The sequence below is a fragment of the Mesorhizobium sp. ZC-5 genome, assembly GCF_025753855.1.
GTDB lineage: Bacteria > Pseudomonadota > Alphaproteobacteria > Rhizobiales > Rhizobiaceae > Neomesorhizobium.
In genome coordinates, this window is record NZ_JAOWPT010000011.1 from 148,697 (window position 1) to 175,236 (window position 26,540).

The 26,540-nt window shown below is 62.9% G+C and carries 25 protein-coding genes and 1 tRNA gene; 12 read left to right on the top strand and 14 right to left on the bottom strand.

The genetic code is table 11. The features are described 5' to 3' along the window. Positions 1 to 151: 151 nt before the first annotated feature. Positions 152 to 225: transfer RNA gene (locus OHD58_RS23680), tRNA-Gln, on the top strand. Between the two features lie 82 nt (positions 226 to 307). Here the strand turns inward: OHD58_RS23680 and OHD58_RS23685 are convergent. Then, entirely contained in the window at positions 308 to 775 is a 468-nt protein-coding gene (locus OHD58_RS23685; protein ID WP_263806023.1) for a hypothetical protein, read from the bottom strand. Between the two features lie 551 nt (positions 776 to 1,326). Between OHD58_RS23685 and OHD58_RS23690 the strand changes: the two genes are divergently transcribed. Further along, positions 1,327 to 2,526 carry an aromatic ring-hydroxylating oxygenase subunit alpha gene (locus tag OHD58_RS23690; protein WP_263806024.1) on the top strand — a complete coding sequence of 400 codons (1,200 nt, stop codon included), beginning with the start codon at positions 1,327 to 1,329 and terminating at the stop codon, positions 2,524 to 2,526. Positions 2,527 to 2,604: 78 nt separating this feature from the next. Here OHD58_RS23690 and OHD58_RS23695 read toward each other — a convergent pair whose 3' ends face one another. Next, positions 2,605 to 4,032: an aminotransferase gene (locus OHD58_RS23695; protein ID WP_263806026.1), complete on the bottom strand. Its 1,428-nt coding sequence runs from the start codon at positions 4,030 to 4,032 to the stop codon at positions 2,605 to 2,607. A 256-nt stretch (positions 4,033 to 4,288) separates the two neighbouring features. Between OHD58_RS23695 and OHD58_RS23700 the strand changes: the two genes are divergently transcribed. Genes OHD58_RS23700 through OHD58_RS23710 form a run of 3 tightly spaced genes read left to right on the top strand, consistent with a single transcriptional unit; the run spans position 4,289 to position 7,105 of the window. Then, positions 4,289 to 5,206, top strand: a complete 918-nt coding sequence (locus OHD58_RS23700; protein WP_263806028.1) for an ABC transporter permease — start codon at positions 4,289 to 4,291, stop codon at positions 5,204 to 5,206. Beyond that, complete coding sequence (locus tag OHD58_RS23705; protein ID WP_263806029.1) at positions 5,203 to 6,024, top strand: ABC transporter permease; 822 nt, start codon at positions 5,203 to 5,205, stop codon at positions 6,022 to 6,024. Before OHD58_RS23700 ends, OHD58_RS23705 begins: the two co-directional genes overlap by 4 nt. A gap of 7 nt (positions 6,025 to 6,031) precedes the next feature. Then, positions 6,032 to 7,105 (top strand): ABC transporter ATP-binding protein, encoded by a 1,074-nt coding sequence (locus OHD58_RS23710; protein ID WP_263806031.1) that lies wholly within the window; start codon positions 6,032 to 6,034, stop codon positions 7,103 to 7,105. Between the two features lie 98 nt (positions 7,106 to 7,203). Here OHD58_RS23710 and OHD58_RS23715 read toward each other — a convergent pair whose 3' ends face one another. From OHD58_RS23715 to OHD58_RS23725, 3 genes are read right to left on the bottom strand one after another with little or no spacing between them, the layout of a single operon-like run. Then, a complete protein-coding gene (locus OHD58_RS23715; RefSeq protein ID WP_263806033.1) occupies positions 7,204 to 8,280 on the bottom strand; it encodes an ABC transporter substrate-binding protein in 1,077 nt (358 codons plus the stop codon). A gap of 29 nt (positions 8,281 to 8,309) precedes the next feature. Further along, positions 8,310 to 8,999 carry a transcriptional regulator BetI gene (gene betI, locus OHD58_RS23720; protein WP_412177285.1) on the bottom strand — a complete coding sequence of 230 codons (690 nt, stop codon included), beginning with the start codon at positions 8,997 to 8,999 and terminating at the stop codon, positions 8,310 to 8,312. A gap of 23 nt (positions 9,000 to 9,022) precedes the next feature. Next, positions 9,023 to 9,847 carry a class I SAM-dependent methyltransferase gene (locus tag OHD58_RS23725; RefSeq protein ID WP_263806034.1) on the bottom strand — a complete coding sequence of 275 codons (825 nt, stop codon included), beginning with the start codon at positions 9,845 to 9,847 and terminating at the stop codon, positions 9,023 to 9,025. Between the two features lie 117 nt (positions 9,848 to 9,964). Between OHD58_RS23725 and OHD58_RS23730 the strand changes: the two genes are divergently transcribed. From OHD58_RS23730 to OHD58_RS23745, 4 genes are read left to right on the top strand one after another with little or no spacing between them, the layout of a single operon-like run. Beyond that, positions 9,965 to 11,584: a phytoene desaturase family protein gene (locus OHD58_RS23730; RefSeq protein WP_263806035.1), complete on the top strand. Its 1,620-nt coding sequence runs from the start codon at positions 9,965 to 9,967 to the stop codon at positions 11,582 to 11,584. After that, the gene (locus tag OHD58_RS23735; protein WP_263806036.1) at positions 11,571 to 13,130 is read left to right on the top strand and encodes a phytoene desaturase family protein; all 1,560 of its coding nucleotides are present in this window, start codon (positions 11,571 to 11,573) and stop codon (positions 13,128 to 13,130) included. Before OHD58_RS23730 ends, OHD58_RS23735 begins: the two co-directional genes overlap by 14 nt. Positions 13,131 to 13,132: 2 nt before the next feature. Next, the gene (locus tag OHD58_RS23740; RefSeq protein WP_263806037.1) at positions 13,133 to 14,377 is read left to right on the top strand and encodes an aminomethyltransferase family protein; all 1,245 of its coding nucleotides are present in this window, start codon (positions 13,133 to 13,135) and stop codon (positions 14,375 to 14,377) included. Beyond that, positions 14,370 to 14,615: a hypothetical protein gene (locus OHD58_RS23745; protein ID WP_263806039.1), complete on the top strand. Its 246-nt coding sequence runs from the start codon at positions 14,370 to 14,372 to the stop codon at positions 14,613 to 14,615. Before OHD58_RS23740 ends, OHD58_RS23745 begins: the two co-directional genes overlap by 8 nt. Positions 14,616 to 14,624: 9 nt before the next feature. On the opposite strand, the gene OHD58_RS23750 is transcribed toward OHD58_RS23745, so the two are convergent. The 8 genes from OHD58_RS23750 to uxaC are packed head-to-tail and all read right to left on the bottom strand — an operon-like array spanning position 14,625 to position 21,718. Further along, the gene (locus OHD58_RS23750) at positions 14,625 to 14,963 is read right to left on the bottom strand and encodes a cupin domain-containing protein (protein WP_263806040.1); all 339 of its coding nucleotides are present in this window, start codon (positions 14,961 to 14,963) and stop codon (positions 14,625 to 14,627) included. Positions 14,964 to 14,974: 11 nt separating this feature from the next. Next, positions 14,975 to 15,742, bottom strand: coding sequence for a 2-dehydro-3-deoxy-D-gluconate 5-dehydrogenase KduD (gene kduD / locus OHD58_RS23755; protein WP_263806041.1), 768 nt, complete (start codon positions 15,740 to 15,742; stop codon positions 14,975 to 14,977). Beyond that, positions 15,739 to 16,587: a 5-dehydro-4-deoxy-D-glucuronate isomerase gene (gene kduI, locus OHD58_RS23760; RefSeq protein WP_263806042.1), complete on the bottom strand. Its 849-nt coding sequence runs from the start codon at positions 16,585 to 16,587 to the stop codon at positions 15,739 to 15,741. The genes kduD and kduI overlap by 4 nt, the downstream gene beginning before the upstream one ends. Positions 16,588 to 16,610: 23 nt before the next feature. Continuing rightward, a complete protein-coding gene (locus OHD58_RS23765; protein WP_263806043.1) occupies positions 16,611 to 17,381 on the bottom strand; it encodes a FadR/GntR family transcriptional regulator in 771 nt (256 codons plus the stop codon). Positions 17,382 to 17,389: 8 nt separating this feature from the next. Next, positions 17,390 to 18,670: a TRAP transporter large permease gene (locus OHD58_RS23770; RefSeq protein WP_263806044.1), complete on the bottom strand. Its 1,281-nt coding sequence runs from the start codon at positions 18,668 to 18,670 to the stop codon at positions 17,390 to 17,392. A gap of 4 nt (positions 18,671 to 18,674) precedes the next feature. Then, positions 18,675 to 19,235: a TRAP transporter small permease gene (locus OHD58_RS23775; RefSeq protein WP_263806045.1), complete on the bottom strand. Its 561-nt coding sequence runs from the start codon at positions 19,233 to 19,235 to the stop codon at positions 18,675 to 18,677. 59 nt (positions 19,236 to 19,294) lie between these two features. Continuing rightward, positions 19,295 to 20,272, bottom strand: coding sequence for a TRAP transporter substrate-binding protein (locus OHD58_RS23780; protein ID WP_263806046.1), 978 nt, complete (start codon positions 20,270 to 20,272; stop codon positions 19,295 to 19,297). Positions 20,273 to 20,308: 36 nt separating this feature from the next. After that, a complete protein-coding gene (gene uxaC, locus OHD58_RS23785) occupies positions 20,309 to 21,718 on the bottom strand; it encodes a glucuronate isomerase (protein WP_263806047.1) in 1,410 nt (469 codons plus the stop codon). 198 nt (positions 21,719 to 21,916) lie between these two features. Between uxaC and OHD58_RS23790 the strand changes: the two genes are divergently transcribed. Genes OHD58_RS23790 through OHD58_RS23800 form a run of 3 tightly spaced genes read left to right on the top strand, consistent with a single transcriptional unit; the run spans position 21,917 to position 25,601 of the window. Beyond that, entirely contained in the window at positions 21,917 to 23,398 is a 1,482-nt protein-coding gene (locus tag OHD58_RS23790; RefSeq protein WP_263806048.1) for a mannitol dehydrogenase family protein, read from the top strand. After that, entirely contained in the window at positions 23,395 to 24,573 is a 1,179-nt protein-coding gene (gene uxuA, locus OHD58_RS23795) for a mannonate dehydratase (RefSeq protein ID WP_263806049.1), read from the top strand. The genes OHD58_RS23790 and uxuA overlap by 4 nt, the downstream gene beginning before the upstream one ends. A gap of 5 nt (positions 24,574 to 24,578) precedes the next feature. Then, positions 24,579 to 25,601, top strand: coding sequence for a Gfo/Idh/MocA family protein (locus tag OHD58_RS23800; protein WP_263806050.1), 1,023 nt, complete (start codon positions 24,579 to 24,581; stop codon positions 25,599 to 25,601). A 2-nt stretch (positions 25,602 to 25,603) separates the two neighbouring features. On the opposite strand, the gene rbsK is transcribed toward OHD58_RS23800, so the two are convergent. Beyond that, a complete protein-coding gene (rbsK, locus tag OHD58_RS23805; protein ID WP_263806106.1) occupies positions 25,604 to 26,539 on the bottom strand; it encodes a ribokinase in 936 nt (311 codons plus the stop codon). Position 26,540 lies beyond the last annotated feature (1 nt).

Below are 26,540 nucleotides of genomic sequence, written 5' to 3' on the forward strand. Positions count from 1 at the left end.
GTTGCCGAACCTGCACCGGCAATTTCCACGGCACGTCTCCACCCCTTGCTACCTTGAAGCCGAACAATCCCTTGACTATTTCGGGTCCATGGCTAAAACGCAGGCCGCGCGGACACTTTGGTGCCGACGCCAGCGGGTAATGACCGCCTGCTGGGGAATAGGTTAACGGTAGACCCACGGACTCTGACTCCGTTAGTCCTGGTTCGAATCCAGGTTCCCCAGCCATCTCTTTTTTCCACATAGCTCCCGTTCGCCGGCCGGCCGAGAAGCCGTCGTCTTTTCCCGCTTCCCGTCGAACGCCGGACGATCACGACGTGTCGGGACGGTTTGTGGCGCCCCGAAGCATGCCGTGTTGCCCGTTCGTGCCTGACGCGCGGCGCGAAGGAAAGACCGCAGAACTACGGAACAACGCCCAACCGGCGAACACGCCCGCCTGCCGGTCAGGAACCCAATCATCGGCGAGCCGCCCGGCCTGTGTGGCGAGACCCGTCAGCGCCGCGGCCAGCGCGCGAAAGCACAAAGCGAGGCGCATCGCCTCCGCCGACCGGTCGCCGGCCTGTAGAAGGGCTATCGGCGCGGCGGGCGCGCCGGTCATCTGCAACCCGGTGGTGACGAACTCCAGGGCGACGGACTCGGCGCGACGCAGGATCCAGAGCATGAAATCGCGGACAGGGAGCGGGCTGCCGGCCACACGCTCGGCCAGCTCGGCCAGGGCGACGAGCACAACCGCGATGCGCCTGAGCGCTTGCCTGTGATCCTCCATCGTCCAGTCCATCAACCCCTCCAACCAGTTCGGAGAGCATTATGCGCGCGTTGGCCGAGACGTGGATAAAGCCGAGGAAAACATTCCTGGCGCCTGCTGACAAAGCGACCAAATTCGCACGAGATCATCCGCCACTACGGGCTGGACGGCCGTGTAGCCGTTCAGAGATCGTGGTCCAGCGGCAACCGATATGATGCTACGACCGACCGCCTTGTCGCCAGCGTTGTCCGCGAGTGCTGACTGGGCACGAGACTTGAGTCTGGAAAATCATCCGGAGCTTTTGCATCCGCTCAAGCATTGGAGCCGGATCCGAATCCAAGATGCGATCCTGATCAACCAGAAACGCTCGTTAGGCGTGATCTCGTGGTCACGAATATTGGCGATTTGGCCCCAGCCTTCGGCGGATAGACGCCGCGAAAGCGGTCCAGTCGGACAGCATGTCGTGGGGACGCCATGCGCCCTTTGTGGATGTCGTTCAATAGCGGAAAAATCCCCAAACCCTTGCCCAGCAACAAAAACCGTGCTTATATTGAATGAACATTCAATAAGTAAGAGCCATGAAGATGAACCGGCACGTTCGCGATGTGGCGGTCCCAAACGATTGGGATCGCAGGGGTTTGCCGGGCTGGTGCTACCATAGCCCGGCCCTGCTCGAGGTCGAAAAGGAGCACGTTTTCCGCAACCACTGGCAGATCGCCTGCCATGTGTCGGACGTGCCTGACCGCGGAAATTACCTGACCATGGACGTGGTCGGCGAACGCGCGCTGATCGTGCGCGGCGCCGACGGCGTCGTGCGCGCCTTCCACAACATCTGCCGCCATCGCGGCTCCCGGGTCGTCGCCGACGAAAAGGGCACCTGCAAAAACGCGCTGGTCTGCCCGTTCCACGGCTGGGTCTACAATCTCGACGGCACGCTGAGGGGTGCTGCGCGCCCTCGCTCCTTCCCCGATCTCGACAAGACCGAATTCGGCCTGATGCCGCTCGACCTCGAAATCTGGATGGGACTGATCTTCGTGCGCTTCCGCAAGGGGCCGCAGCCGTCGGTGGCCGAACTCATGGCGCCGTTCGAGGCCGAAATCGCCAACTACCGCGTCGCCGACATGGTGCCGACTACGGGCATCTGGTCGCACACCTCGCCGGTCAACTGGAAATCCGTGCGCGACGTCGACAACGAGGGCTATCACGTTGCGATGGCGCATCCCGCCCTGCAGGATCTCTACGGCGCGACCTATTTCGACGAGCCGTTCGTCAACGGCGTATCGCGGTCTTTCGCCACCTACAACCCGCATGCCGGGCGGCGCTGGAGCGTGAAGAACTATGTCAAGCTGGCACCCGAGCCGACAAACCTGCCGGAGAACCTGCGCAAGGCGTGGGTCTATTACGGCCTGTTTCCGAACGGCGCCCTGGCGCTGATGCCGGAATCGATCCAGTTCTACCAGGAGTTCCCGCTGTCGACCGGCGAAACCATGTTGCGCGGCGCGGTCTACCGCTATGCCGACGAGAGCCGCGAGCAGGCCGCGGCGCGCTATCTTGCCTATCGCATCGACCGCGAGACGCTGGAGGAAGACGTCCAGCTCACCATCTGGTCGAACGAATCCATGCTGTCGGAATCCTTCTCGGGCTTCTACCTGTCCGATCTCGAATATGGGGTGCGCACCCACCACGACCACCTGCGCAAGCTGGTACCGGTCGTCGGGCTCGACACCGCGCCCGACGAGAAGGATATTTGGAATTTGAACGAGGCGCTGAGATCGCAAGCTTAAATATAGCGAGTAGCGACAGATCAACGGAATCGATCAGGCGCAAGGTTTTTTTATCTATTCGCTACTCGCTATTCGCTTCTATCCCCTCCACACCCCTTCCCGCCGCAAATCCTCCATCGTCCGCGAAATACCCTCGTGCAGGATGCCGACCATGTCGTCGATCTGCTGCTTGGTGATGATCAGCGGCGGCGACATCACGCACATGTTGATCAGCGGCCGCACCAGAAGGCCGAGCTCGTGGCAATGCGCGTCGATGCGTTTTCCGACATCCTTGTCGAGTTGCAGGGGATCCCGGCTCTCGCGGTCGGCGACGCATTCCACGCAACCCATCAGGCCGGCGCCGCGCACCTCGCCGACCAGCGGCAGTTCTTCCAGCGTCTTCAGCTGCGCCTGGAAATACGGCGCGACCTTGCGGGCATGATCGAGCACGCCACCTTCCAGCAGGTCGAGATTCTTCAATGCCACCGCGCAGCCGACCGGGTGACTGGTGTAGGTCAGCCCGTGGCCGAACATCGCGTCCGGGTGGTTGGAGCGCCGCAATTCTTCCATCAGACGCGCCGAGATCACCACACCGCCGAGCGGGAAATAGCCCGAAGTGACGCCCTTGGCGAAGGTGATCATGTCGGGTTCGATGCCGAACACCTCTTCCGATGCAAAGACATGGCCGAGACGACCGAAGGCGGTCACCACCTCGTCGGAGACGTAGAGAATATCGTTCTGCCGGCAGATCTCGCGTATCCGCTTCAGGTAGCCGTCCGGCGGCACGATGACGCCGCCGGAAGCCTGCACCGGCTCGCCGACGAAGGCGCCGATCCTGTCGGCGCCGACCCGGGCGACGGTGTCGCGGAATTCATCGACCAGGAAATCCGCGAACGCTTCGACGCTCAGGCCAGCCGGCCGGCGAAACGGGTTCGGCGACGACAGCTTGACGATCAGCTCGTCGGCGCCGTCCATCCAGTCGCGGTCGCGCGGCCGGCCGTTCAGCGATGCGGAAAGATAGGTCGAGCCGTGATAGGCGCCGCCGCGGCTCAGGATCAGCTTCTTTTCCGGGCGGCCGCGCACATTGTTGTAGAACTGCATGAAGCGCAGCGCCGTCTCCACAGCCGACGAACCGCCGGTGGTGAAGAATACGTGGTCGAGATCACCCGGCGCGTAAGCCGCGATGCGCTGCGCGAGTTCCGCCGACGGCGCGTTCATCGTGTACCATGGCGTGTTGTAGGACAGCGCCATCGCCTGGTCGTACATTACCCGGGCGAGCTCCTCGCGGCGGTGGCCGACATTGACGCACCACATGCCGGCCGGCCCGTCGATCAGCTGCTTGCCGTCGCCGTCGGTGATGTAGATGCCCTCGCCTTCGCCGATCAGCGCGCGTGCCTCCGTTCCAATGGAGCCGGCAAGCGGCCAGGGCTGCACCAGATGCCGCTTGGCGCGTTCGACCGCATCGCCGCTTTCCGCCCGCGCGGAAGGCGCATTCGCACCGGTTCTGGTCTCTCTTAGTGCCGCCATGGGATCACCTCGTATTTCGCTCGCCTGCTTGGAATTTCCGAACGCCGGCCAGCCCGCTAAACACGCCTTGCTGAGCTTATTTTGAATGTCCGTTCAATCAATATCACAGAAATAGCGCTTGATTTCAATCGCCGTATGCGCTCATGATGAAGAAAGTCGGCAGCCAACGGGAACTGGCGAACCGGCACCGTTCAATGGGATGCTGCATGGCGGAACTCTCAGCACGTGGGATCGAGCCCGCACCCGGAGCCCTGCAATGACGGCGGCTGCAGAAGGTTCGCCGCCCTTGCGCGCAACGCGCAGCCGCGGCGGCCCTCTTCTGCAATCCGAACAGGCGCAGGGCATGGCCCTGATCAGTCCGACCTTCCTCTACGCCCTCGTCTTGCTCGCCGTGCCGATCCTGGTGGTCATCGCCCATAGTTTCTGGACGCAGAACTACCTCACCATCGACCGCACCTTCACGCTCGAGAATTACCGGGTGACGCTGACGGAGCCGATCTACCGCGATCTCCTGTTCCGCTCGCTCTACATCTCGCTGGTGGTCAGCTTCGTCACGGTGATCCTGGCCTATCCGATCGCCTACTTCATCTCGTTCCATGGCGGCAGCCGCAAGAATCTGTGGCTGTTCCTGATCACCATCCCGTTCTGGACGAGCTATCTGCTCCGGGTGATGTCGTGGAAGGTCATCCTCGGTTATGGCGGCGTCCTGAATTCGGGCCTGATGGGCCTCGGCGTCATCGACGAACCCTCGACCGCCTTCCTCTACAACACCACCGCCGTCATCATCACGCTGACCCATGCCTGGGCGGCCTTCGCCATCCTGCCGATCTTCGTCTCGCTGGAAAAGGTCGACCGCACGCTCTTGGAAGCGGCCACCGACCTCGGCGATGGGCCGATCCGCCGTTTCCTGCGCATCACCTTGCCGCTGTCGATGCCCGGCGTCATTTCCGCACTGATGATCGTCATGATCCCGACGGTCGGCGACTACGTGACGCCGCGTCTGGTCGGCGGCAAGGATGGTGTCATGATCGCCAACGCCATCCAGGCGCAGTTCGGCAAGGCCTCCAACTGGCCGCTCGGTGCCGCGCTTTCGGTGACCACCATGGTGATCGTCACGGCGATGGCCGGCATCACCGTCTTCATCCTGCGATGGGCCGCGAGGCGCGCGCGATGACCGCCGTCCGCAGGCTGCTGACCAACTGGCTGCCGGTCTACGCGGCGCTCTATATCGGATTTCTCTATCTGCCGATCCTGCTCCTGCCGGTGTTCTCCTTCAACACCTCGGCGATCCCGAAATTCCCGCTCACCGGGCTGACGCTGAAATGGTACGAAAGCCTGCCCAACACGCCGGCGCTGCTCGACGCAGCCTGGAACAGCCTGGTCGTCGGCGTGGCGGCATCCATCGTCAGCACCATGCTCGGCATCTGCGCCGCGCGCGCCATGACCCGCTACCGCTTTGCCGGGCAGCGCGCGGTGAGCGGGCTGATCATGGCGCCCTTGGTGCTGCCCGAAATCATCGTCGCGGTATCGCTGCTTTTGGTGCTGCTGCAGCTCGGCCTCAGCCTGTCCCTGTTCACCGTGGTGCTCGGCCATGTGCTGATCTGCGTGCCGTACTCGGTCACGGTGCTGATCTCCGGCTTCGAGGGTTTCGACCGCAGCCTGGAGGAGGCGTCCGCCGATCTCGGCGAAACCGCCTTTGGCACCTTCCGCCGGGTGACGCTTCCGATGGTGGCGCCGGCGATCATTTCGAGCCTGCTCGTGTCCTTCACCATCTCGCTCGATGAGTTCATCATGGCGTTCTTCCTCACCGGCACCGATCCGACATTGCCTGTCTACATCTGGGGCCAGTTGCGTTTCGCGGCGAAACTTCCCGGCGTGCTGGCGCTCGGCACGCTGCTGCTGGTCGGTTCGTTCATTCTCCTCACCTTCGCCGAAATCATGCGGCGGCGCGCGACACGCCGTACCCAGAACGCAGGGGGTGCCTTTGTCTGACAGGCCGATGATCGAGATTGCCGGCGTCACCCGCAGCTACGGGGCCTTCAAGGCGCTGGACGATACCTCATTGAGCATCCGCGAGGGCGAGTTCTTCTCGCTGCTTGGCCCTTCCGGCTGCGGCAAGACCACGCTGCTCCGGATGATCGCCGGTTTCGATACCCCCACCAGCGGCAGCATCGCCATCGACGGCCAGCCGATGGATGGCATCGCCGCCAATCGCCGACCCACCAACATGGTGTTCCAGAGCTACGCGATCTTCCCCCATCTCAACGTCGCGCAGAATGTCGCTTACGGGCTGAAGCGCCTGCGGCTCGACGCCGGCGAAGAAAAGCGCCGCGTCGAGGAGGCCCTGGCGCAGGTATCGCTCTCGGGCCTCGGCAGCCGCGGCGCCACCGAACTCTCGGGCGGCCAGCGCCAGCGTGTCGCACTCGCCCGCGCGCTCGTGATGCGGCCGAAGGTGCTGCTGCTCGACGAGCCGCTTTCGGCGCTCGACAAGAAGCTGCGCGAGCAGATGCAGGTGGAGTTGCGCCGGCTGCAACAGGCGGTCGGCATCACCTTCGTACTGGTCACCCACGACCAGTACGAGGCGCTTGCCATGTCGGACCGCATCGCCGTGATGTTCGGCGGCAGGATCGCGCAGGTCGCGGCACCCAAGGAAATCTACCAGCGCCCCGTCAACCGGCAGGTCGCCGATTTCCTTGGCGGCATGAATTTCGTCAAGGCCGAGATCGTCGAGGAGAGCGGCGCTTCGATCATCGTCGAGACCCACGGTTTCGGCCGCGTGAAGACCGACAAGCCGCAGGCCTTCGTGCGCAACGGCAAGGCAGCGACCCTCGGCATCCGGCCGGAACGTCTGCGTGTCCTGTGGGACGACGCCACCAGCAGTCACCAGGTCACCGGCAAGGTGGTCGACCGCCATTACTTCGGCGAGATAACCCACCTGATCGTCGAGGTTCCCGGCCTTGAAAAGCCGCTGTCGGTTTCGGAGACAAACAATTTCGGCGCCGACGACATCCCGGTCGGCGCCGCGATCCGGCTCGCCTACGATCCGGATGCCCTGGTTGCCATGGCGGATTGAAACGATGCATCTCCCCGACGGGAGATGCAAACCGCAGTAACTGGTTGGACAGGTGAGGCCGACAAGCGTCCTCACCTCATCCTGAGCTTGCCGAAGGATCAATACCCCGATTTGATCTTCTCGAACTCGGCGATCATCTTCTGCTTGAGTTCGCTCGGCACGGGCGACTGGAACAGCGTCTTGTCGACGAACTTGTCGACGTCGGCATAACCCTGTGCTGCGACCACGGCCGGATCGATCGCCGCCATGCTCTTGGCGTCGGCATGGCCATAGCCCCAATCCGACAGCAGGAAGCTCGCCACCTCCGGTGCGTTGATCGCGTTCAGGTAGTCGTAGGCTTTGTCGGCATTGCCCGGCGCGCCCTTGAGGCGGACGTAACCACAGACCCAGGTTGACAAGCCTTCTGCCGTATCGCGCGTCGATTTGATCGGCGCGCCGGCAAGCGCCGATTGCACCGCCGCGTCGTTCCACGCCCAGGCGAGATCGACCTCGCCGCCGCTCATCGCCTGCACGATCTCGGTGTTGTCGGTCCAGTAGAGACGAACGTTCTTGTGCACCTCGCGCAAGAAAGCGGAGGCCTCGGCAAACTGCGCGTCGGTCATTTGCGTCCAGTCCTTTAGCCCGATGGCGAGCGAGGCAAGCGCATAGGCGTCGTCGACATTGTCGCCGATCGAAACACGGTCCTTGAACTTCGGGTCGGCCAGCGATTTCAGCGACTTGATGTCCGCCGGATCGACCTTCTCCGAATTGTAGGTCAAAAGGGTGTTGCCCCAGTCCCAGGGCATGAACCAGGCCGTGCCGTCGGCCGTGGTGGCCAGGTCCTTCATCGCCATGATGGCGGGGTTCATATCCTTCCAGCCTTCGATCTTGGAGGTGTCCAGCGGCTCCAGCAGACCCGCCTCGCGCCACTTGACCACGCTCTGAGAGCAGGGATGGGCAAGGTCGGTCTTGAAGCCGGAGCGGATCTTCTGGAAGGCTTCCTCCTCGTCGCCGAAGAAGGTGAATGTCGGCGAATCGCCATTCTTTGAAATATAGCCCGGGTGGAACTCCGGTGCCTCGTAGCCGGACCAGTCGAATACCGTCAGTTCCGCATCTTCGGCGAATGCCATGGGCGCCACCGAAGCCGAAAGCGCGACCGTCAAGACCAATACCGTTCGTCTGTTGATTCCTCTCATTTCAAGTGCTCCCTGTTCTTGTTGATTGCCTATCCCACATTTCGTTCGCTGCGGGTTTGCCCCGGATAGTGCTTGGGGAATGCCAGGGAGAGAAACTCGAAAGCCGCCTGAAGGGCGGATTCCCGCGTCACGTCCTCGGTTCCCATCATCAGCCTCAGCCACAGCCCTTCCAGCATGGCGCTCAACGCCAGGGCCGTCCCCTGAGGATCAAAATCGTAGCCGGCCTCTTCCTTCAATTTCCGGCAGAGATCGATGAAGACATTCTGGTAGGCCGCATCCCGAGCCCCGCAGAGAGCCTGATAGGTGGGCCGCGACTTGGCCTCGCCCCAGAAGGCGCACCATGCGGCGAGCTTGCGCTTGTTGGATATCGACCGATCGAAATCGGCGGCAACCAGCGCACGAAGCTGGCGCGCCGGATCGTCGCCGGCTTTCAGCAGGGCGGCGCGCCAATGTGCCGAATATTCGTCGTACATATGCTGCAGCGTAGCGACGAGCAGCTTTTCCTTGCTCTCGAAATGGAAATTCACGATGCCGCGCGACAACCCTGCCCCGTCAGCGACATCAGCCATGGTGGTTTCGGAATAGCCGCGCTTGGCAAGGGAATCGATCGTCGCTTCGATCAGTTGCAGCCGCCTGACCTCCTTGGAGGCCTTGCGGCCGCGCTTCTCGTTGTCCTGGGCGGCCTCTTTCGGCAATGCCGATTTCATGAGCGTATCCATCTTCAGCACCGCCGGACGGGGACTCATTGTTCCGGCCTTCGTCCGCGCAGATGAGTGGGACGGTGTTCGCCGCTGTCAAGAACCTTCTGCATGGCCTCCCAGGTTCTGATGTTCTTGTCGACATAGGCGCGGCCCACCGCGGCGGCAGCGACGTCGTAGAGCGGGCCTTTCAGCCTCTCGAGTTCGCCACGCGCCACGTCGCGATACCAGCCATTCCTGTCGGTGACAGTAACTTCAACGAAGCCGGCAAGCAGCATGGCGCGACGATAGCGTTCGGGCGAGGCCATGCTGAACGACAGGCCTTCGGCGGCAATGTAGTCGGCCATGTCTTTCGAAGGCGGTCCGTCGTGACCGATCAGCCAGTCACTGGCAGCGAATACGCCGCCGGGTTTCAGCACCCGGAAAATATCGGCGAACAACGCATCCTTGTCCGGCACGTGAAGCAGCGCGTCCTTGGAGAACACCAGGTCGAAGACGCCGTCGTCAAACGGCAGCCGACCGGGCGGCGCCTGGACGAAATCGGTCTTGCTGGAAAGACGCTGTTCAGCGGCGCGGCGGCGCGCATTTTCGATTACCGGCAGTTCGACGTCGAAACCGGTTGCGTGGCCGGCGCCATGCTTCTCGACCAGGTGCAGCGTGATGCCGCCTGAGCCGCAGCCAACGTCGAGGACTCGCTTGCCCTCCAGCAAGAGCCCGTGCAGCACGCGATCGACTTCCTCCGGTCCGCCGGGCGAGAGGTAGCCCTCGCCCCACAGCGCCTCGAGAAAGCGGATCGCGGTATCGTCGTACTCCGGCCCTGCGCCATGGGCATCGATCATCAGCAATTCCCAATGCCGAAATTTCTTCAAAGCCTACTCCGAACTGCGGAAAACGCAACATGGTTTGTTGAACATTCATTCAATATGACTGGACAGAAGTCGGGCGCCCGTGCCAGATTTGGTAGGGAGAGGGGCCGAGCGACAAATATGAAGACATGGGATGCAATCGTCATCGGCGGCGGCCACAATGGCTTGGTCAACGCCTGCTATCTGCAGCGGGCAGGCCTTGATGTGCTGGTCGTCGAGAAGAACGCGTGGGTCGGTGGCGCGGCGACTAGCCGCGAACTGACACCGGGATTTCTCTATTCGAATTGCTCCTACGTCTGCTCGCTGTTTCGCCCCGAGATCATGCGCGATCTCGAACTGCCGCGCTTCGGCCTTCAGGTCATCTCCTATGAAGGCGGCGCGGTGTTCACTCGCGATGGCGACTATCTCGCCAACTACCGCGACCATGACGCGCATCGCCGCGAGTTCGCGCGGTTCTCCGCCCGCGACGCTGAGGCCTATGACCGCTATGCCCGCGACGTGACGCGGCAATGCCGCTTCATCCAGCCGCTGCTGATGCGCACGGCCCCGGACCCAACCAGCCTGCGTCCGCGCGACATTGGCGAGCTGATGTATCTCGGCAGGAAATTCGCTGGTCTAGGCGCCGAGGAAATGGCGCTGACATTGCGCTTCTGGACCATGTCGATCTCCGATTTCCTCGACGAATATTTCGAGACCGACGTCATCAAGGCCAACTTCGCGCTCTCGGGCATTATCGGCACCGCACTCGGGCCGATGTCGCCCGGCACCGCCTATGTGCTGCTTCACCACTACATGGGCGAGGTCGACGGTTCGGTCGGCGCTTGGGGTTACGCGCGCGGTGGCATGGGAGCGGTGACAAAGGCGCTGGCGGATTCCTTCCGCGCCTCTGGCGGCACCATTCGCACCGAAGCCGAGGTCGATCATGTGCTGGTCAAGAGCGGCAAGGCCAACGGTATCGTGCTTGCCAGCGGCGAGGAGGTCTATGGCAAGCTCGTCGTCTCCAATGCCGACGTGAAGCGCACCTTCCTCAAGCTCGTCGAGGAAAAGGAGCTGCCCGAAATCTTCCTGCGCCGCGTCCGCAACTTCAAGATCCGCGGCTCGTCCGGCAAGGTCAACATCGCACTGGATTCCATGCCGGAATTCCCGGCGCTGCCGAAGGATTCGCCCTGCTACCGGGGCGACATGCATTTCACTGATTCCGTCGAGCGCATGGAACGCGCCTATGACGACTGGAAAGCCGGGAAATGGTCGGCAGATCCATTCCTCGACATGGTGATCCCGACCACGCTCGACCCGACCATGGCCGCGCCGGGCAAACATTTCATGAGCTGCTTCGTCCAGTACGCTCCACCGAAGGTCGGCGGACGCGACTGGACCGACGCCGACCGCGACGGGTTTGCCGAAAGCGTCATCTCGCAGATTGCGGAATACTCTCCCGGTTTCCGCGATCGCATCGTGCATATGGAGGTCCGCACGTCGCGCGAGATCGAGGCCGAGGTCGGCCTTACCGAGGGCAACATCTTCCAGGGCGAACTGACCTTCGACCAGTTGCTGTTCAACCGGCCCGTGCCCGGCTACGCGCAGTACCGTTCACCGGTCGGCGGGCTCTACATGTGCGGTTCATCCACCCATCCCGGCGGCGGCGTCATGGGTGCGCCGGGGCACAACGCGGCCGCCGAAATCCTGCGCGACCTGAAGCGCGGCACCAAGCATATGAGCCCGGCCCATGACGTCATTTGATGTTATCGTCATCGGTGGCGGCCACAACGGCCTCGTCGCCGCCACCACCCTTGGCAGGGCCGGGCGGAAGGTGCTCGTTCTGGAAGCCGCAGGCGAGATCGGCGGTGCGGCACGCACAGAGGAATTTTTCCCCGGCTTCCGCGTTTCGTCGATCGCCCATGTGCTGAACCGGCTGCATCCGGAGGTCGTCAAGATACTCGAACTGGAAAAGCATGGTCTTGCCTTCGAACGCCAAGCGACGCCATCAGTCGCGCTTTCGACGACGGACGATCCGCTGGTGTTGCGCGGCGCCTACGGCGAGAGCCTTGACGGCGCAACCGACAGCGAGGCCGCAGCGTGGCGCGAATTGCGCGCACTGCTTTTCCGCTACGCCGGCATCCTGAAGCCGTTCCTTGCCCGCCGTCCTCCGGATCTCGCCGACATGTCGCTCTCGGAGACATCGGCACTGGCGATGGCCGGGCTGTCGCTCAAACGGCTCGGCAAGGAGGACATGCGCGACTTCCTGCGCATGCTGCTCATGAATGTCGCCGACGTGCTCGACGAGCACCTGGAGGACGACCGGCTGAAAGGCCTGCTCGCTTTCGATGCGGTGCTCGGTTCGCATCTCGGGCCGCGCTCCCCGACTTCGCTCCTCGGTCTTTACTACCGGCTGGCGGGGGAGATCGGCGGCGTCCCCGGCGCCCAGTTGCTGCCCAAAGGCGGAATGGGCGCGATCATCGCAGCAATGGGCGCTTCCGCGTCCGCGGCGGGGATCGTTGTGCGCTCCAACGCTGAAGTTGCGAAAATTCTCGTCGAAAAGGGCCGTGCAGTCGGTGTCGCTCTTCAAAACGATGAGCAAATTCGCGCAAAAACCATCGTTTCCGCCATCAACCCATCCTCCACCTTCAGTCTTGTGGGAAGCCGCGAACTCGACACCGGATTTGTCCGGAAAGTGAAGAATATCCGCATGATGGGCGATGCGGCCAAGCTCCATCTGGCGCTAGACCGGCCGCCGGAATTTCTTGGCGTGCGCACCGAAGATCATCGCGGCCGGCTGGTCATCGCGCCGTCCACCGATCATGTCGAACGCGCCTTCAACCCTTCGAAGTATGGGGAATTCTCGCCGGAACCGGTCATGGAAATCACGCTGCCGAGCCTCGCCGACCCGTCGCTTGCGCCGGACGGCGCCTGCGTCCTGTCGGCCGTGGTGCAGTATGCACCATACGCGCTGGGGGAAGGCTGGGAAGCCGGAAAGCCCAAATTTCTCAATGCGATAATGGCGCAGCTCGAAGCCCATGCACCAGGCATCGCCAAGTCGATCCGCCATACCGAACTGCTGACGCCGCTCGATATCGAGCAGCGCTATCGCATGCCCGGCGGCCACTGGCACCACGGCGAATTGCAGGCGGACCAGATGCTGATGTCGCGGCCGGTCTCGGGCGCCGCAGGCTACAGCACGCCCGTCGACGGGCTCTATCTTTGCGGCGCCGGATCGCATCCGGGCGGCGGCGTTTCCGGCGTTCCCGGGCTGAACGCGGCGCGCCACATCATCGCGATGAAAGCATAGCCATGGCGAAGACTGCGCGGAAAACCAATGCTTCAACACGGCCGCCCCGCGCGGCCCTGCAGGGTCATTTCCGCACGCTGCGCCTGCCCTCGCCCCTCCAGCCGCGCATTGACGCGCTGGCGAAGACCGAGGACTGGTACACCTGGGCGGGCTACAAGGCGCCGCTTTCGCTGTGGGACGAAGAGCTCGAATATTTCACCATCCGCAGCCAGGCGGCGGCCTTCGACATCTCGCCGATGGTGAAATACCGCATAGAGGGCGCGGACGCCGAAGCGTTCTGCAACCGCGTCACGCTGCGCGACGTTAGCAAGCTGAAACCCGGCCGTGTCCACTACACCGCCTGGTGCGATGATGCCGGCCATGTGCTGGACGATGGTACGCTTTTTCGCCTGGCACCGACCCATTTCCGCCTTTGCTGCCAGGAACGGCACCTGCCTTGGCTGCTCGACAGCACCATCGGGTTCGATGTCATGGTGGAAGAGGAGACCGAAGCTGTCGCCGGCCTTGCCTTGCAGGGCCCGACGTCGCTTGCTGTCTTGCGCGACGCCGGCTTCGCGGGTGTCGAGAAGCTAAAGATCTTCGATCTTGCTGAATTTCCTCATGAAAGCGGCATGGTGGCGATCTCGCGCACCGGCTTCACCGGCGATCTCGGCTACGAGCTGTTCGTTCCGGCAAAACTGGCGCTTAGCCTGTGGGATCGGCTATTCGAGGTCGGGCGGCTGCACGGCATCCGCGCCATTGGCTACACCGCACTCAATCGGGCGCGCATCGAGGCGGGGCTGATCGTCGCCAATGCCGATTTCGTCACCGCCGAACATGCCATACGCGGCGATCGGCTGCGCCTGCCCGACGAGATCGGCCTCGGCTTCATGGTCGATGCCGAAAAACCGCATTTCAATGGCCGCCGCACCATCCTCGCCGCGCGCGCCAACCGCAGCATGAAACATGTGCTGGTGGGGCTGGAGATCGAGGGCAACATTCCCGCCGAGCATGCGATCGTCTATCATCGGCAGAAGAGAGAAGTAGGTCTCGTCAGCGCCGCGATCTGGTCGCCGATGGCCAAGCGCAACATCGCCATCGCAAGCCTGTCGCGGCCCTATGGCGACACGGTGACCGATGATTTGTGGGTCGAGATCTATGCCATGCGCGAGCTGAAATACGAACGGCTGATGAAGCGCGCCAGGATCGTGCCGCGCCCGTTCATCAAGCTTGAACGTCGCACCGCCAACCCGCCTGCCAATGTCTGATACGGAAGACAAGGAAGCTGCCGAGCAGTGGGCGCTGGTCAACACGCCGCTCGGCGAGGAGTGGTCCGGCCGCACCCGCTATGCGGCGGCGATGTATTTCTACAAACGCGGCGAAATGAGCGCCGAAGCACTGGAAGTCTATCGCATCTGCTCGCGCCTCGACAGCCAGGATCCCTTGTCGATCATCCGCGACCGCAATGTCGGCAAGGAATGGCTGGAGCGTATAGCCCGGAAATAATCGCGGCCGTCAGGTCAGAAAATCGGCGCGGTGCGGCGTGAACGTATCGACCAGCCGCCCGGCCTCAAGCGCCTTCACGCCATGCACCAAATTCGACGGCACGATGAAGCCGTCGCCGGCCGAAAGCGTCTGCGCCTGCCCGTCGATCGTCACCTCGAAACGCCCCTCGGCGACGTAGCTCGACTGTACATGCGGATGCGAATGCAACGCGCCGACACCGCCCTTTTCAAAGGCGAATTCGACCATCATCAACTCGTCTGTATGGAGCAGGACACGTCGGCGGTTGCCGTCGGGAGTTTCGGTCCATTCACCGTCGCCGGCGCGGAAGAATATCTTGTTGTCGATCATTCGTGGTGTCCTCAGCGCGCCAGCCAGCCGCCGTCGACCGGCACGATGGCGCCATGCATGTAGTCCGACGCTCTCGCCAGCATGAACACGGCCGTGTCGCCGATGTCCTCCGGCCCGCCCCAGCGACCGGCCGGAATGCGCGCCAGGATGGACGCGCTGCGGTCCGGATCGGCGCGCAGGATGGCTGTGTTGTTGGTCTCGATGTAACCCGGCGCGATGGCGTTGACGTTGATCCCCTTGGCCGCCCATTCATTGGCGAGGATGCGGGTAACGCCGACCACACCGTGCTTGGCCGCCGTATAGGATGCGACGCGGATGCCGCCCTGGAAGCTCAGCATCGAAGCGATGTTGACGACCTTTCCGCGACGGCCCGGCTCGGCGAACACGCGCCTGCCAAAGGTCTGGCAGAGGAAGAACAGCGACTTCAGATTGACGTCGATCACGCTGTCCCAGTCGGCTTCGGAGAAATCGACTGCATCGCCACGCGATATGATGCCCGCATTGTTGACCAGCCCGTCGATCGGGCCGGACTTGTCCCAAAGCTCGTCCAGCATGGCCTGCGCCGCTGCATGGTCGCCAAGGTCGCAGCGCGCCTCGCTGAATGATCCGCCGAGGCCGGCGATGATCCCGGCGGTCTCGTCCATGGCGGAGCGTCCGACACCGACGACCGTCCCCCCTGCCCTGGCAATCGAAACCGCTATCCCTTGCCCTATGCCGGTGTTGGCACCGGTAACGACGATCCGCTTGCCCTCCAGGCTGAATGCCGACAGATCGCTCACCGGAGATCTCCAATCGCAACCTGGTCGACATCGGTGTAGTCGACGTTATCGCCCGCCATCGCCCAGACAAAGGCATAGTTGGAGGTCCCTGCCCCCGAATGGATCGACCAGCCAGGCGACAGTACGGCTTCCTCGCTTTTCATCACCACATGCCGGGTTTCGTCGGGCTCTCCCATGAAATGGAAAACCCGCGCGGTCTCTTCCAGGTCGAAATAGAGATAGGCCTCCATGCGCCGGTCGTGCACATGGCATGGCATGGTATTCCACACCGAGCCTGGCGCCAGTTGCGTCATGCCGACGACAAGCTGGCAGGTCTTGACGCCATCCGGGTGAATGAACTGGAAGATCGAGCGCTCGTTGGAGGTCTGCTGGCTGCCGAGGTCGAGGCGCTTAGCATCGTCTATGCCGATCCGCTTGGTCGGATAGGCGTGATGGGCCGGCGCGCTCAGCAGATAGAATTTTGCCGGCGCCACCGCATCATCCGAGGCGAAACTGACGGCTTCGGTTCCCATGCCGACATAGATCATGTCGCGCGAGCCGATCTTGTGCGTGTCGCTGCCTGTTTTCACGCTGCCGGCACCGCCGATGTTGACTGCAATCAGTTCGCGCCGGTCGAGGAAGTTTTTCGTGCCGGTCGGCTTGATGGCTTCAAGCAACAGCGGCGCATCGACCGGCATGGCGCCGCCGACAACCATACGATCGTAATGGGTGTAGGTGAGTTGGATGCTACCGGGCTGGAAGAGGCCGGGAATATGAAAATTGTGGCGCAATTCATCCGTGCCCATCGTGGCGGCCGTGCTCGGGTCGATCGCGTAGCGCGATGAAAAAACGGTAGTGTCGGGCATGTCTGAACTCTTCTTCCTGATGGTCAAAATGTCCTGACCCGTGGGCTTGCGGCCAGGTATTCCGTCTGCTGGCTGGCCAGACGTTTGCGGTAGCGATCCTGCGCGGCGACCAGATGCGCGCGCATGGCATCGCGGGCGGCGTGGGGATCGCCGGCGGAAATTGCTCTCAATATCAGCAAGTGCTCGCGCTGAAGACCGGTCAGGTATTCCGTCGACAAGACTTCCACCGAATACCAGGGTGAGTTGCGGTCGCAGGGAATGGTGCGATCGCCGAGCGCGTCGAGTATTTCGACGTAGAAGGGATTGTTGGTCGCGGAAGCAATCTCGCGATGGAAAGCGAAGTCCGCCTTGCCGGTCGGCTCGCCGAGATTGAGCAACCGCTCGAATTCGAAGAAGGCCTCCTGGATGAGCGCCTCCTGTGCGGCGTTCCGGCGGATCGCCGCCAGCCCGGCACTTTCAATCTCGATGCCCATGCGGACCTCGAGCACATTGATTGCCTGGCTGACCTTGTTGATATCCTGGCTGATCGAGCCGAAGGCCAGGGTAGAATGCTCGAGCACGAAAACGCCGGCCCCCTGCCGCGATTCGACCAGCCCATCGGCGGCAAGCGACGCGATCGCCTCGCGGATGACGGTACGGCTGACACCGAAGGTTTCGGTGAGCTGGCTTTCTGTCGGCAGTTTCTGTCCGGGCGCGACCTCGCCGCCAAGCACCTGCGCGCGCAACGCTGCGACCACGTGCTCGGAGAGTTTTGGTTTGCGTTCGATGCGCTGGTCGGTCGCGGCGTCGGCCATGTCGATCCCTATTTGAACACGCTGGGCAGCCACAGCGAGATCGCCGGGATGTACGTGACCAGCCCGAGAACCACCAGTCCTGCAGCATAGAACGGCCAGATCGAGCGCATGGCCTCCCACACGCTTATCTTGCCGACGGCACAGGCCACGAATTGCACCGCTCCCACCGGCGGGGTGTTCAGCCCTATGCCGAAGTTGAGGATCATGATGACGCCGAAATGCACGGGATCGACGCCGTAGGCCTGGGCTACCGGCAGGAAGATCGGCGTGCAGATGATGATCGTCGGCCCCATGTCCATGAAGGTGCCAAGGAAAAGCATCAGCACATTGAGCAGGAGAAGCACGATCAGCGGATCTTCCGAGACCGCGTTCATCGAGGCGATCAGCGCGGCTGGTACCTTCAGGAACGCCATCAGCCACGAAAAGGCCGCCGCCATGCCGATGATGAGAAGCACCATCGCAGTCGTGCGCACGGCGCCGTGGGTGGCGTGGACGAACCCTTCCCAGCTCATCTGCCGATAGACGAACACCGTGACGAGCAAGGCGTAGATGACAGCGATGCACGAACTCTCCGTTGCGGTGAATATGCCAGACCGCACGCCGCCGAAGATGATAGCGATCAGAAGCAGGCCAGGAACCGCCACGGCAGCGAGATGCACAATGGCGGTAAAGCCGGGGAACGGCTCGGTCGGGTAACCTCGGCTGCGCGCGACGAAATAGGCGGTAACCATCAGCGCTGCGGCCAACAGCAGGCCCGGGATGATGCCGGCGGTGAACAGGTCGGCGATGGAAATTTTCCCACCCGCCGAGATCGAATAGATGATCATGTTGTGCGAGGGGGGTAAAAGCAGTGCGATCAGTGCCGCCATCGAGGTGACGTTCACTGCGTAGTCGGCGCCGTAGCCGCGCGCTTTCATCTGCGGGATCATCAGGCCGCCGACAGCGGCCGCCTCAGCGACCGCCGAGCCGGAAATGCCGCCAAACAGAGTGGCGGTGACGATGTTCACCTGCCCCAGCCCGCCGCGCAAATGCCCGACCAGCGATGCGGCAAAGGCAACGATCTTCTGCGCGATGCCACCTCGCACCATAAGGTCGCCGGCATAGATGAAGAAGGGGATGGCGAGCAGCGAAAACACGCTCATGCCGGAGTTCAGCCGCTGGAACACGATCAGCGGCGGCAGTCCCATGTAGATCACGGTGGCGAAGCTCGCCACGCCGAGACAGAACGCGATCGGCGTGCCGATGATCATCAGCAAGGTGAAGACGCCAAACAATATCCAAAGTTCCATGCCGTCAGACCTTCAAATTGGCTGTATCGAGTTCGGCGGCGACTTCGGCCGGGGGCAACTCGTCGAGAGCATCGTCGATCGGCGCGCCGGAGAGCCGCAGCACGATGCGTTCGAGAGTGAACAGCACGACAAACGCGCCGCCCGCGACCAGCGGAACGTAGTCCCAGCCGCCCGAGATGCCGAGCGACGGCAGCGTGGTGTTCCAGGTCAGCGCGACAAGCTGGCCGCCGTACCAGATCATGCCGATGCCGAAGGCAAAGGCGACGAGGTCGGAGATCATGCGCAGCCATTTCTTGCCGCCCTTGGGCAGCACGTACAGCAGCACGTCGAAGCCGAGATGGTAGTTTTCGCGCACGCCGACTGCAGCGCCGAGGAAGATGAACCAGCTCATCAGCATGACCGACCCCGGTTCGGTCCAGCTTGGCGAATCGTTGAGCACGTAACGGCAGAACACCTGCCAGGCGACGAAGATGGTCATCAGCACGAGGCCGATGCCGGCCGCCCAAAGCGCCAGCTGGTTAAGCTTCGACAGAAATCGACCCGTTTTTTCCAGCGTCGCGGACATGCGCTGCTCCTGAATTGCAGGATGGGCCGACCGGACGGACCGGCCCATCCTATCGCTGGTTACTGCACCGCCTGGACGTCGGCGACCATCTTCTTCAGCACATCATCCGTGACGTGCTTCTCGTAAACCGGCTTCATCGCATCGATGAATCCCTGCTTTTCCGGCGTGGTGATCTGCGCGCCGGCCTCTTCCACCTTCTTGCGCGATTCACCGACCTTGGCCGCCCACAGCTCGCGCTGTTTGGCGACCGAGTCCTTCGCCGCCTGCTTGAAGATTTCCTGATCTTCCGGCGTCAGCTTGTCGAAGGCCGCCTTGTTCATGACGAACACCTCCGGAAGGATGGTGTGCTCGTCGAGCGAGAGGTTCTTGGCGACTTCGAAATGCTTGGCGGTATCATAGCTCGGGAAGTTGTTTTCGGCGCCGTCGATGACGCCGGTCTCGATCGACGAATAGACCTCGCCGTAAGGCATCGGCGTGGCATTGGCACCGAGCGCGGCAACCATGTCGACGAAGATGTCGGACTGGATGACGCGGAACTTCAGGCCCGCCATGTCGGCGACCGAGTTGATCGGTTTGGTCTTGTTGTAGAAGGAGCGCGCGCCCGCATCGTAGAAGGCGAGCACCACGAGACCGGCTGGCTCGAACGCCGCTTTGATCTGGTCGCCGATCGGACCATCCATCACCTTGTGCATGTGGTCTTCCGATCGGAAGATGTAGGGCAACGCCGGAACGATCGTTTCCTTCACCGTACCGTTGAACGGTGCCATCGAGACGCGGTTGAGCTCGATGACGCCCGAGCGCACTTGCTCGATCGTGTCCTTTTCCTCGCCGAGCTGGGCCGAGTGATAGACTTCGACCGAGTAGCGGCCGCCGGTGCGTTCCTTCACCAGCTCACCGAAATACTTGACGCCCTCGACCGTCGGATAGCCGTCCGGATGGGTGTCGGACGATTTCAGCACCGTCTGCGCGAGCGCCGTCCCCGTCATCAGCGCGGCAGCCAGCAACGTGGCCCCCGCCAGTTTCGAAAAATGCAGCATTGTTTCCTCCCGTTTCAAATGTCGGGCTTTCGCCCACTAGAGCCGGTACGCCTTTTTTGCGAGCGTATAGGCAAGATCTTGCGCAAGCTCGTGCGCCTCGTCCTCGCGGAGCCTGTGCTCCGAGACGAGACGTGCAAGGAATGCGCAATCAACCCGGCGCGCCACATCGTGACGGGCCGGAATGGATGGAAAGGCGCGGGTGTCGTCGTTGAATCCGACCGTGTTGTAGAAGCCCGCGGTTTCGGTGGTCATCTCGCGGAAACGCCGCATGCCTTCCGGGCTGTCGTGGAACCACCAGGCCGGCCCGAGCCGCAGCGCCGGATAGACCCCCGCCAGCGGCGCGAGTTCGCGTGCATAGCTCGTTTCATCCAGCGTGAAGACGATGACGGTCAGCTCCGGTTCGGTGCCGACGGCGTCGAGCAACGGTTTCAAGGCGGTCACGTAGTCGGTGCGGGTGGGAATATCGAAACCCTTGTCGCGGCCGAACTTCTTCAGCATCGAAGGCGAGTGATTTCGCCAGGACCCCGGGTGAATTTGCAGAACGAGCCCATCGTCGAGGCTCATTTTCGCCATTTCGGTCAGCATTTGCGCGCGGAAAAGCCGGCGCTCGCGTTCGTCCTCGGAACCGCTCCGGATGCGGTTGAACAGTTCCTCGGCAGCTGCATCCGAGAGGTTCGCGGTCTCCGCCGTTGCGTGTCCATGGTCGGTCGACGTGGCGCCGAACGACTTGAAAAAAGCCCGCCGCGATCTGTGAGAATCCAGATAACCTCGCCAATTTCCCGTGTCGCAGCCGGTAATTTCGCCAAGACGGTCGAGGTTTTCGCCAAAATTTTCGAAATCCGGATCGACGACCGAATCCGGCCGATAAGCGGTCATGACACGTCCCTTCCAGCCGCTGTCGCGGATCATGGCGTGCCATTTGAGATCGTCGAGCGCGCCTTCGGTGGTGGCGATCGCTTCGATGTTGAACCGCTCGAATAGCGCGCGCGGACGATAATCGTCACGCTGCAGATGCTCGGCGATGGTGTCGTAATGCGCGTCCGCGGTCTTCGCGGTCAGCGGTTCGGAAATGCCGAACAGATCGGAGAAAACATAATCCAGCCAGATGCGGGTCGGAGTGCCGCGGAAGAGATGATAGTTTTCGGCGAAACGCCGCCAGATCTTCCGGCCATCGGTTTCGACCGGGGAACCATCGAGCGTGGGCACGCCGAGATCCTCCAGGCGTACGCCCTGGCTGAACAGCATGCGGAAAATATAGTGGTCGGGTACTATCAGCAGGCGTGCCGGGTCCGGGAAAGGTTCGTTGAGCGCAAACCAGCTGGGATCGGTATGCCCGTGCGGGCTGACGATCGGAAGGCCTTTGACCTCGGCATAAAGCTTTCGCGCGATCGAGCGTGTGCGCTCTTCGGCCGGAAACAGCAGATCGGGATCGATGAGCATGCTCATGCCAACGTGCCGCTCCTCCCTCGGCGCGACAATGGCTAGGGCGAGCGACTGATAATGTCAACATACAAAAAATAGATTGTTGTATGATGACTTTGTTGCACGCGCTCCCGAACCGTTGTAGGCAGGATTGCCGACGAGGATGGGCGGCAGGAGGAATCTTTTGACACTGCTCACATCGTGCGCCGGTTGATATCCATTATGCGCCACCGGCTTTCCAGCAACACGCTCACCACAATTCCCGCTCCCGTCGCCTGCCCGCGTTACGATCGCAGCGCGGTTGTTCCCGGCATCGTGCATCTTGGCCTCGGCGCATTTCACCGGGCGCATCAGGCCGCGTATGTCGAGGATTGCCTCGCTGCCGGCGAGACCGGTTGGGGCATTGTCGGCGCCTCCCTGCGCAGCACCGACACGCGCGACGCGCTGGGGCCGCAGGACGGGCTCTACACGCTCGCCGTTCGCGACGGAGAACATGAAGGTCTGCGTGTCGTCGGGTCCATCGTCTCGGTGCTGGTTGCGCCGGAAAATCCCGAGGCATTGCTCGACGCCCTAATCGATCCCCGCATCCGCATCGTCACGTTGACCGTGACGGAGAAAGCCTACCTGCGCAATGCCGCCGGCGATCTCGACACCAGGCATCCGGATGTCGCCTGGGACCTGTCCAATCCCGACCGGCCGAAGACCTTGTACGGCTTCCTCGCAGAGGGACTTGCCCGCCGGAGATCGGCGGGGACACCTCCCTTCACCGTGCTGTGTTGCGACAACCTGCCTGCCAACGGAGCGACGCTTCGGCGGCTTCTGCTGGAATTCGCCGCCGAGCGCGACGCGGAACTCGAAGCTCATATCACCGGCGAAGTGGCGTTTCCGTCCAGCATGGTCGACCGCATCGTGCCGGCGACCACGGATGCAGACCGGGCGCGGGTATCCGAGCGGCTTGGCGCCGACGATGCGTGGCCGGTGATGACCGAACCGTTCTGCCAGTGGGTAGTCGAGGACAACTTCACCGCCGGTCGCCCGGACTGGGAAAAATTCGGCGTCACCATGGTCGAGGACGTGCGGCCGTTCGAGGACATGAAACTCAGGCTGCTCAACGGCTCGCACTCGGCGATCGCCTATCTCGGTCTGCTTCTCGGCCATGCAACCGTGGCCGAGGCCTTCGCGGATCCGGCGATCAGAAGATTTGTCGGCAACCTTTGGGCCGAGACCATCCCCACCCTGCCCAAAGGCGCCGGGCTCGATCCGCAAGCCTACATCGAAAAACTCGCCAACCGCTACGCCAACACATCGCTTCAGCACCGCACCGCCCAGATCGCCAATGACGGCAGCCAGAAGCTGCCGCAACGCGTCATTGCCTCGGCATTGGATCGAGCCGGCGAAAACACGCCGGTCACGCACCTGATGCTGGTCGTTGCAGCGTGGATTGCCGCTTGCGAGGCGCGCGGCGGCAAGCTGTCCATCGGGCTCTTCAGCGACCCGCTGGACGGACCGCTTGCCGATATCGCCGCGGGCGAGTTTTCGGCAGCCGAAACAGTGCGCCGCGTTTTCGATGCCGCGGGTTTCGCCAAGGACCAGAACAACCGCGAACGCCTCATGTCGGCAGCAGCCGATCATCTCGAAACCATCCGCCGAAAGGGTGCTTCCGTTGCCCTTTCCGAACTTGCCGAAAAGGATTCCGCAGCGTGAAACAGACCTGGCGCTGGTTCGGTCCCGACGACCCGGTGAAGCTTTCCCATGTCCGGCAGGCCGGTGCGACAGGCATCGTCACTGCCCTGCATCATCTGAACGACGGCCGCGCCTGGCCGGACGACGAGATCGGCAAACGCAAAGCCGAAGTCGAAGCGGCCGGCCTCACCTGGTCAGTGGTCGAAAGCATCATCGTCCACGAGGATATCAAGACGCGTACGGGGCGCTTTCACGAACTGATCGAGAACTACAAGGCGTCCATCCGCGCCGTCGCCGCGGCCGGCATCAAGACCGTCTGCTACAATTTCATGGCGATCACCGACTGGACACGCACCGACCTCGACTATCCCATGTGGCACGGCGGCACCGCGCTGCGCTTCGATATTGTCGAGTTCTGCGCCTACGATGTCCTGGTGCTGAAGCGCCGCAACGCGGAAAACGAACATCCGGCCGAGCGCATCGAGGCCGCCCGCAAGCGGCTCGCAACGATGAGCGAAAGCGACCTCGTGCGGCTGGAGAAAAACCTGATCGGCTGGGTGCCTGCGCGCGAATTCATCTACGACCGCGAGAGCTTCCGCAGGGCGCTCGACGTCTATCGCGACCTCTCGGCCGACGGCCTGCGCGAAAATCTGTTCGCATTCCTGCGCGAGATCGTTCCCGTCGCGGAGGAGGCCGGCGTAAAACTCGCCATCCATCCCGACGACCCGCCCTTCCCGATCTTCGGCCTGCCCCGCGTCGTTTCGGGTGCGGCCGATGCCCGCGCCCTGCTTGCCGCCATCCGCTCCTCGTCGAACGGGCTGACGCTGTGCACCGGTTCTTACGGCGCAGGCGCGCAGAACAACCTAGTCGCCATGGCCGACGAGTTCGCTTCGGACGTCTATTTCGCGCACCTGCGCAACGTCACCAAGGAAGCCGACGGCTCCTTCCACGAAGCCGAGCACCTCGAGGGCGACACCGATATGGTCCGCGTCGTCGCCCTCCTGATGGCCGAGGAACGCCGGCGCAAGGCAGCAGGACGCGAAGACTTCGAAATCCCGATGCGGCCCGACCATGGCCATGCGATCGTCGACGACATCGGCAAACAAGTGAACCCGGGCTATTCCTGCATCGGCCGCCTTAAGGGGTTGGCCGAGTTGCGCGGCATCATGCGCACCATCGATACATTCGGGTATTGAGAAGCATGGCAAAGACACGCCTCGCCATCATCGGCCTCGGCATGGCCGCGGCACCGCATGCAAAGAGCCTGGCGGATCTAAGTGATCGCGTCGAGGTGGCGGCAGCGTTCAGCCCCACTCCGGCGCGCCGAAAAGCCTTCGCCGAAACTTACGGCTTCCCTACATGCGACGATGCCGAAACCATCTTCAACGACGCGTCGATCGACGCCGTGCTGCTGCTCACGCCGCCCAACACGCATCTGGAACTGGTCCGGCGCGCGGCCCTGGCGGGCAAGCACACCCTTCTCGAAAAGCCGCTGGAAACGAGCTTTGAACGCGCCGAATCCCTGGTCGCCGCGGCGGAAAGGGCAAAGGTCAAGCTCGGCATCGTGTTGCAGCACCGGTTTCGACCGACCAGCCTGGCGCTCGCCGATATCATGAGACAAGGCCGCCTCGGCACCTTGGTCAGCGCGTCGGCACGATTGCACAATTGGCGGCCGCAGAGCTACTACGACCAGCCGGGACGCGGCACCAAGGCGCGCGACGGCGGCGGCGTCCTGCTCACGCAGGCGATCCACACGCTGGATCTCCTGATTTCACTCGCCGGCCTGCCGGTCGAGACGATCGCCTACTGCACGACCAGCCCGATCCACAAAATGGAAACCGAAGACCTGGCGATGGGCGCCATACGATTCGAAAACGGCGCCATCGGTTCGATCAGCGCCACCACCTGCGCCTATCCGGGTCAGCCCGACGCGATCGACATCATCGGCACCATGGGTATGGCGCGTCTCGACGGAACACGGCTGTCGGTTCAGTTCCACGACGGCAGCGAATTTTCAGCGGCTGACGAAGCCGCGGGCGGTGGCGCCGGCGCCGACCCGATGGCTTTTCCGCACAACCATCATCGCGCCGCGATCGCCGATTTCCTCGAGGCGATCGGGCAGCATCGCCATCCCCTGGTAACCGGTCGTGAGGCGCTGAAGGTGCATCGCCTCATCGAAGCCATCCTTCGCTCGTCTGATACGGGCCAAAGGCAGCCGGTCTGACCTTAGAGTGAGCCGCGCGCGAAAACCGCGTTCGCTTCCTTGAGACTTGGCATCGATGGCGCGGTGCCGGGGCGGGTCACCGAAATGCCGGCCACCGCGCAGCCGAAACGCACCGCTTCCAGCGGCTCGAAACCGCGCGCCAAACCAACCGCGAAGCCGCCGTTGAAGGCATCGCCGGCGCCGGTCGTTTCGGCCACCGGACCGACGCGGTAGGCCGGCACCAGTTCCGAGAGCGTCCTGGTGTGTAGCAACGCACCCTTTTCGCCGAGCGTGATGACGGCGGCGCCGGCACCGCGCTCCATCAGCTTCGCCGCCGCTGCACGCGCCTGGTCGACGGTCTCGACCTTCATGCCGGTCAGTTCTTCGGTCTCCGTCTCGTTCGGCGTGACGTAGTCGCAAAGCCTGAAGATTTCGTCGGCAAGGGGCGCGGCTGGTGCCGGATTGAGCACCGTGGTGACGCCGGTCTCGCGTGCGATCCGCAGCGCCCGCAGCGCCGCCTCGACCGGCTGCTCCAGTTGCGTGACGAACACGCCGGCGGAGCGGATGAGATCGGCATGCGCGTCGATGTCGGCCGGCGAGATCAGCGAAGCCGCACCCGGCGAAACGATGATGGCGTTGTTGCCGGTGTTTTCCTCGACAAAGATGTAGGCCGCGCCGGTGTAACTTTCCGGCGTCTCGATCACCGCGGGTTTTACTCCCGCATCGGCCCAGGTCTGCATCGCCATCTCGGCGAAGGTGTCCTTGCCGAGCCGGGTGATGAACGAGACATCGGCCTCCAGCCTGGCAGCCGCGACCGCCTGGTTCGAGCCCTTGCCGCCCGGCCCGAGCGTGAAGCCGGTGCCGAGGATCGTTTCGCCCATGCGCGGCTGCCGGGACGCGCGATAGGCCGTGTCGGCGACGAAAACGCCGAGAATGACGATGGGCTTGCCCGTCGCCATG

Excerpts from the sequence above, each read along its gene's own strand:
- OHD58_RS23685 (WP_263806023.1), bottom strand. The coding sequence starts at position 775 with ATGGACTGGACGATGGAGGATCACAGGCAAGCGCTCAGGCGCATCGCG.
- OHD58_RS23690 (WP_263806024.1), top strand. The coding sequence starts at position 1,327 with ATGAACCGGCACGTTCGCGATGTGGCGGTCCCAAACGATTGGGATCGC.
- OHD58_RS23695 (WP_263806026.1), bottom strand. The coding sequence starts at position 4,032 with ATGGCGGCACTAAGAGAGACCAGAACCGGTGCGAATGCGCCTTCCGCG.
- OHD58_RS23700 (WP_263806028.1), top strand. The coding sequence starts at position 4,289 with ATGACGGCGGCTGCAGAAGGTTCGCCGCCCTTGCGCGCAACGCGCAGC.
- OHD58_RS23705 (WP_263806029.1), top strand. The coding sequence starts at position 5,203 with ATGACCGCCGTCCGCAGGCTGCTGACCAACTGGCTGCCGGTCTACGCG.
- OHD58_RS23710 (WP_263806031.1), top strand. The coding sequence starts at position 6,032 with ATGATCGAGATTGCCGGCGTCACCCGCAGCTACGGGGCCTTCAAGGCG.
- OHD58_RS23715 (WP_263806033.1), bottom strand. The coding sequence starts at position 8,280 with ATGAGAGGAATCAACAGACGAACGGTATTGGTCTTGACGGTCGCGCTT.
- betI (WP_412177285.1), bottom strand. The coding sequence starts at position 8,999 with ATGGATACGCTCATGAAATCGGCATTGCCGAAAGAGGCCGCCCAGGAC.
- OHD58_RS23730 (WP_263806035.1), top strand. The coding sequence starts at position 9,965 with ATGAAGACATGGGATGCAATCGTCATCGGCGGCGGCCACAATGGCTTG.
- OHD58_RS23735 (WP_263806036.1), top strand. The coding sequence starts at position 11,571 with ATGACGTCATTTGATGTTATCGTCATCGGTGGCGGCCACAACGGCCTC.
- OHD58_RS23740 (WP_263806037.1), top strand. The coding sequence starts at position 13,133 with ATGGCGAAGACTGCGCGGAAAACCAATGCTTCAACACGGCCGCCCCGC.
- OHD58_RS23745 (WP_263806039.1), top strand. The coding sequence starts at position 14,370 with ATGTCTGATACGGAAGACAAGGAAGCTGCCGAGCAGTGGGCGCTGGTC.
- OHD58_RS23750 (WP_263806040.1), bottom strand. The coding sequence starts at position 14,963 with ATGATCGACAACAAGATATTCTTCCGCGCCGGCGACGGTGAATGGACC.
- kduI (WP_263806042.1), bottom strand. The coding sequence starts at position 16,587 with ATGCCCGACACTACCGTTTTTTCATCGCGCTACGCGATCGACCCGAGC.
- OHD58_RS23765 (WP_263806043.1), bottom strand. The coding sequence starts at position 17,381 with ATGGCCGACGCCGCGACCGACCAGCGCATCGAACGCAAACCAAAACTC.
- OHD58_RS23770 (WP_263806044.1), bottom strand. The coding sequence starts at position 18,670 with ATGGAACTTTGGATATTGTTTGGCGTCTTCACCTTGCTGATGATCATC.
- OHD58_RS23775 (WP_263806045.1), bottom strand. The coding sequence starts at position 19,235 with ATGTCCGCGACGCTGGAAAAAACGGGTCGATTTCTGTCGAAGCTTAAC.
- OHD58_RS23780 (WP_263806046.1), bottom strand. The coding sequence starts at position 20,272 with ATGCTGCATTTTTCGAAACTGGCGGGGGCCACGTTGCTGGCTGCCGCG.
- uxaC (WP_263806047.1), bottom strand. The coding sequence starts at position 21,718 with ATGAGCATGCTCATCGATCCCGATCTGCTGTTTCCGGCCGAAGAGCGC.
- OHD58_RS23790 (WP_263806048.1), top strand. The coding sequence starts at position 21,917 with ATGCGCCACCGGCTTTCCAGCAACACGCTCACCACAATTCCCGCTCCC.
- OHD58_RS23800 (WP_263806050.1), top strand. The coding sequence starts at position 24,579 with ATGGCAAAGACACGCCTCGCCATCATCGGCCTCGGCATGGCCGCGGCA.
- rbsK (WP_263806106.1), bottom strand. The coding sequence starts at position 26,539 with ATGGCGACGGGCAAGCCCATCGTCATTCTCGGCGTTTTCGTCGCCGAC.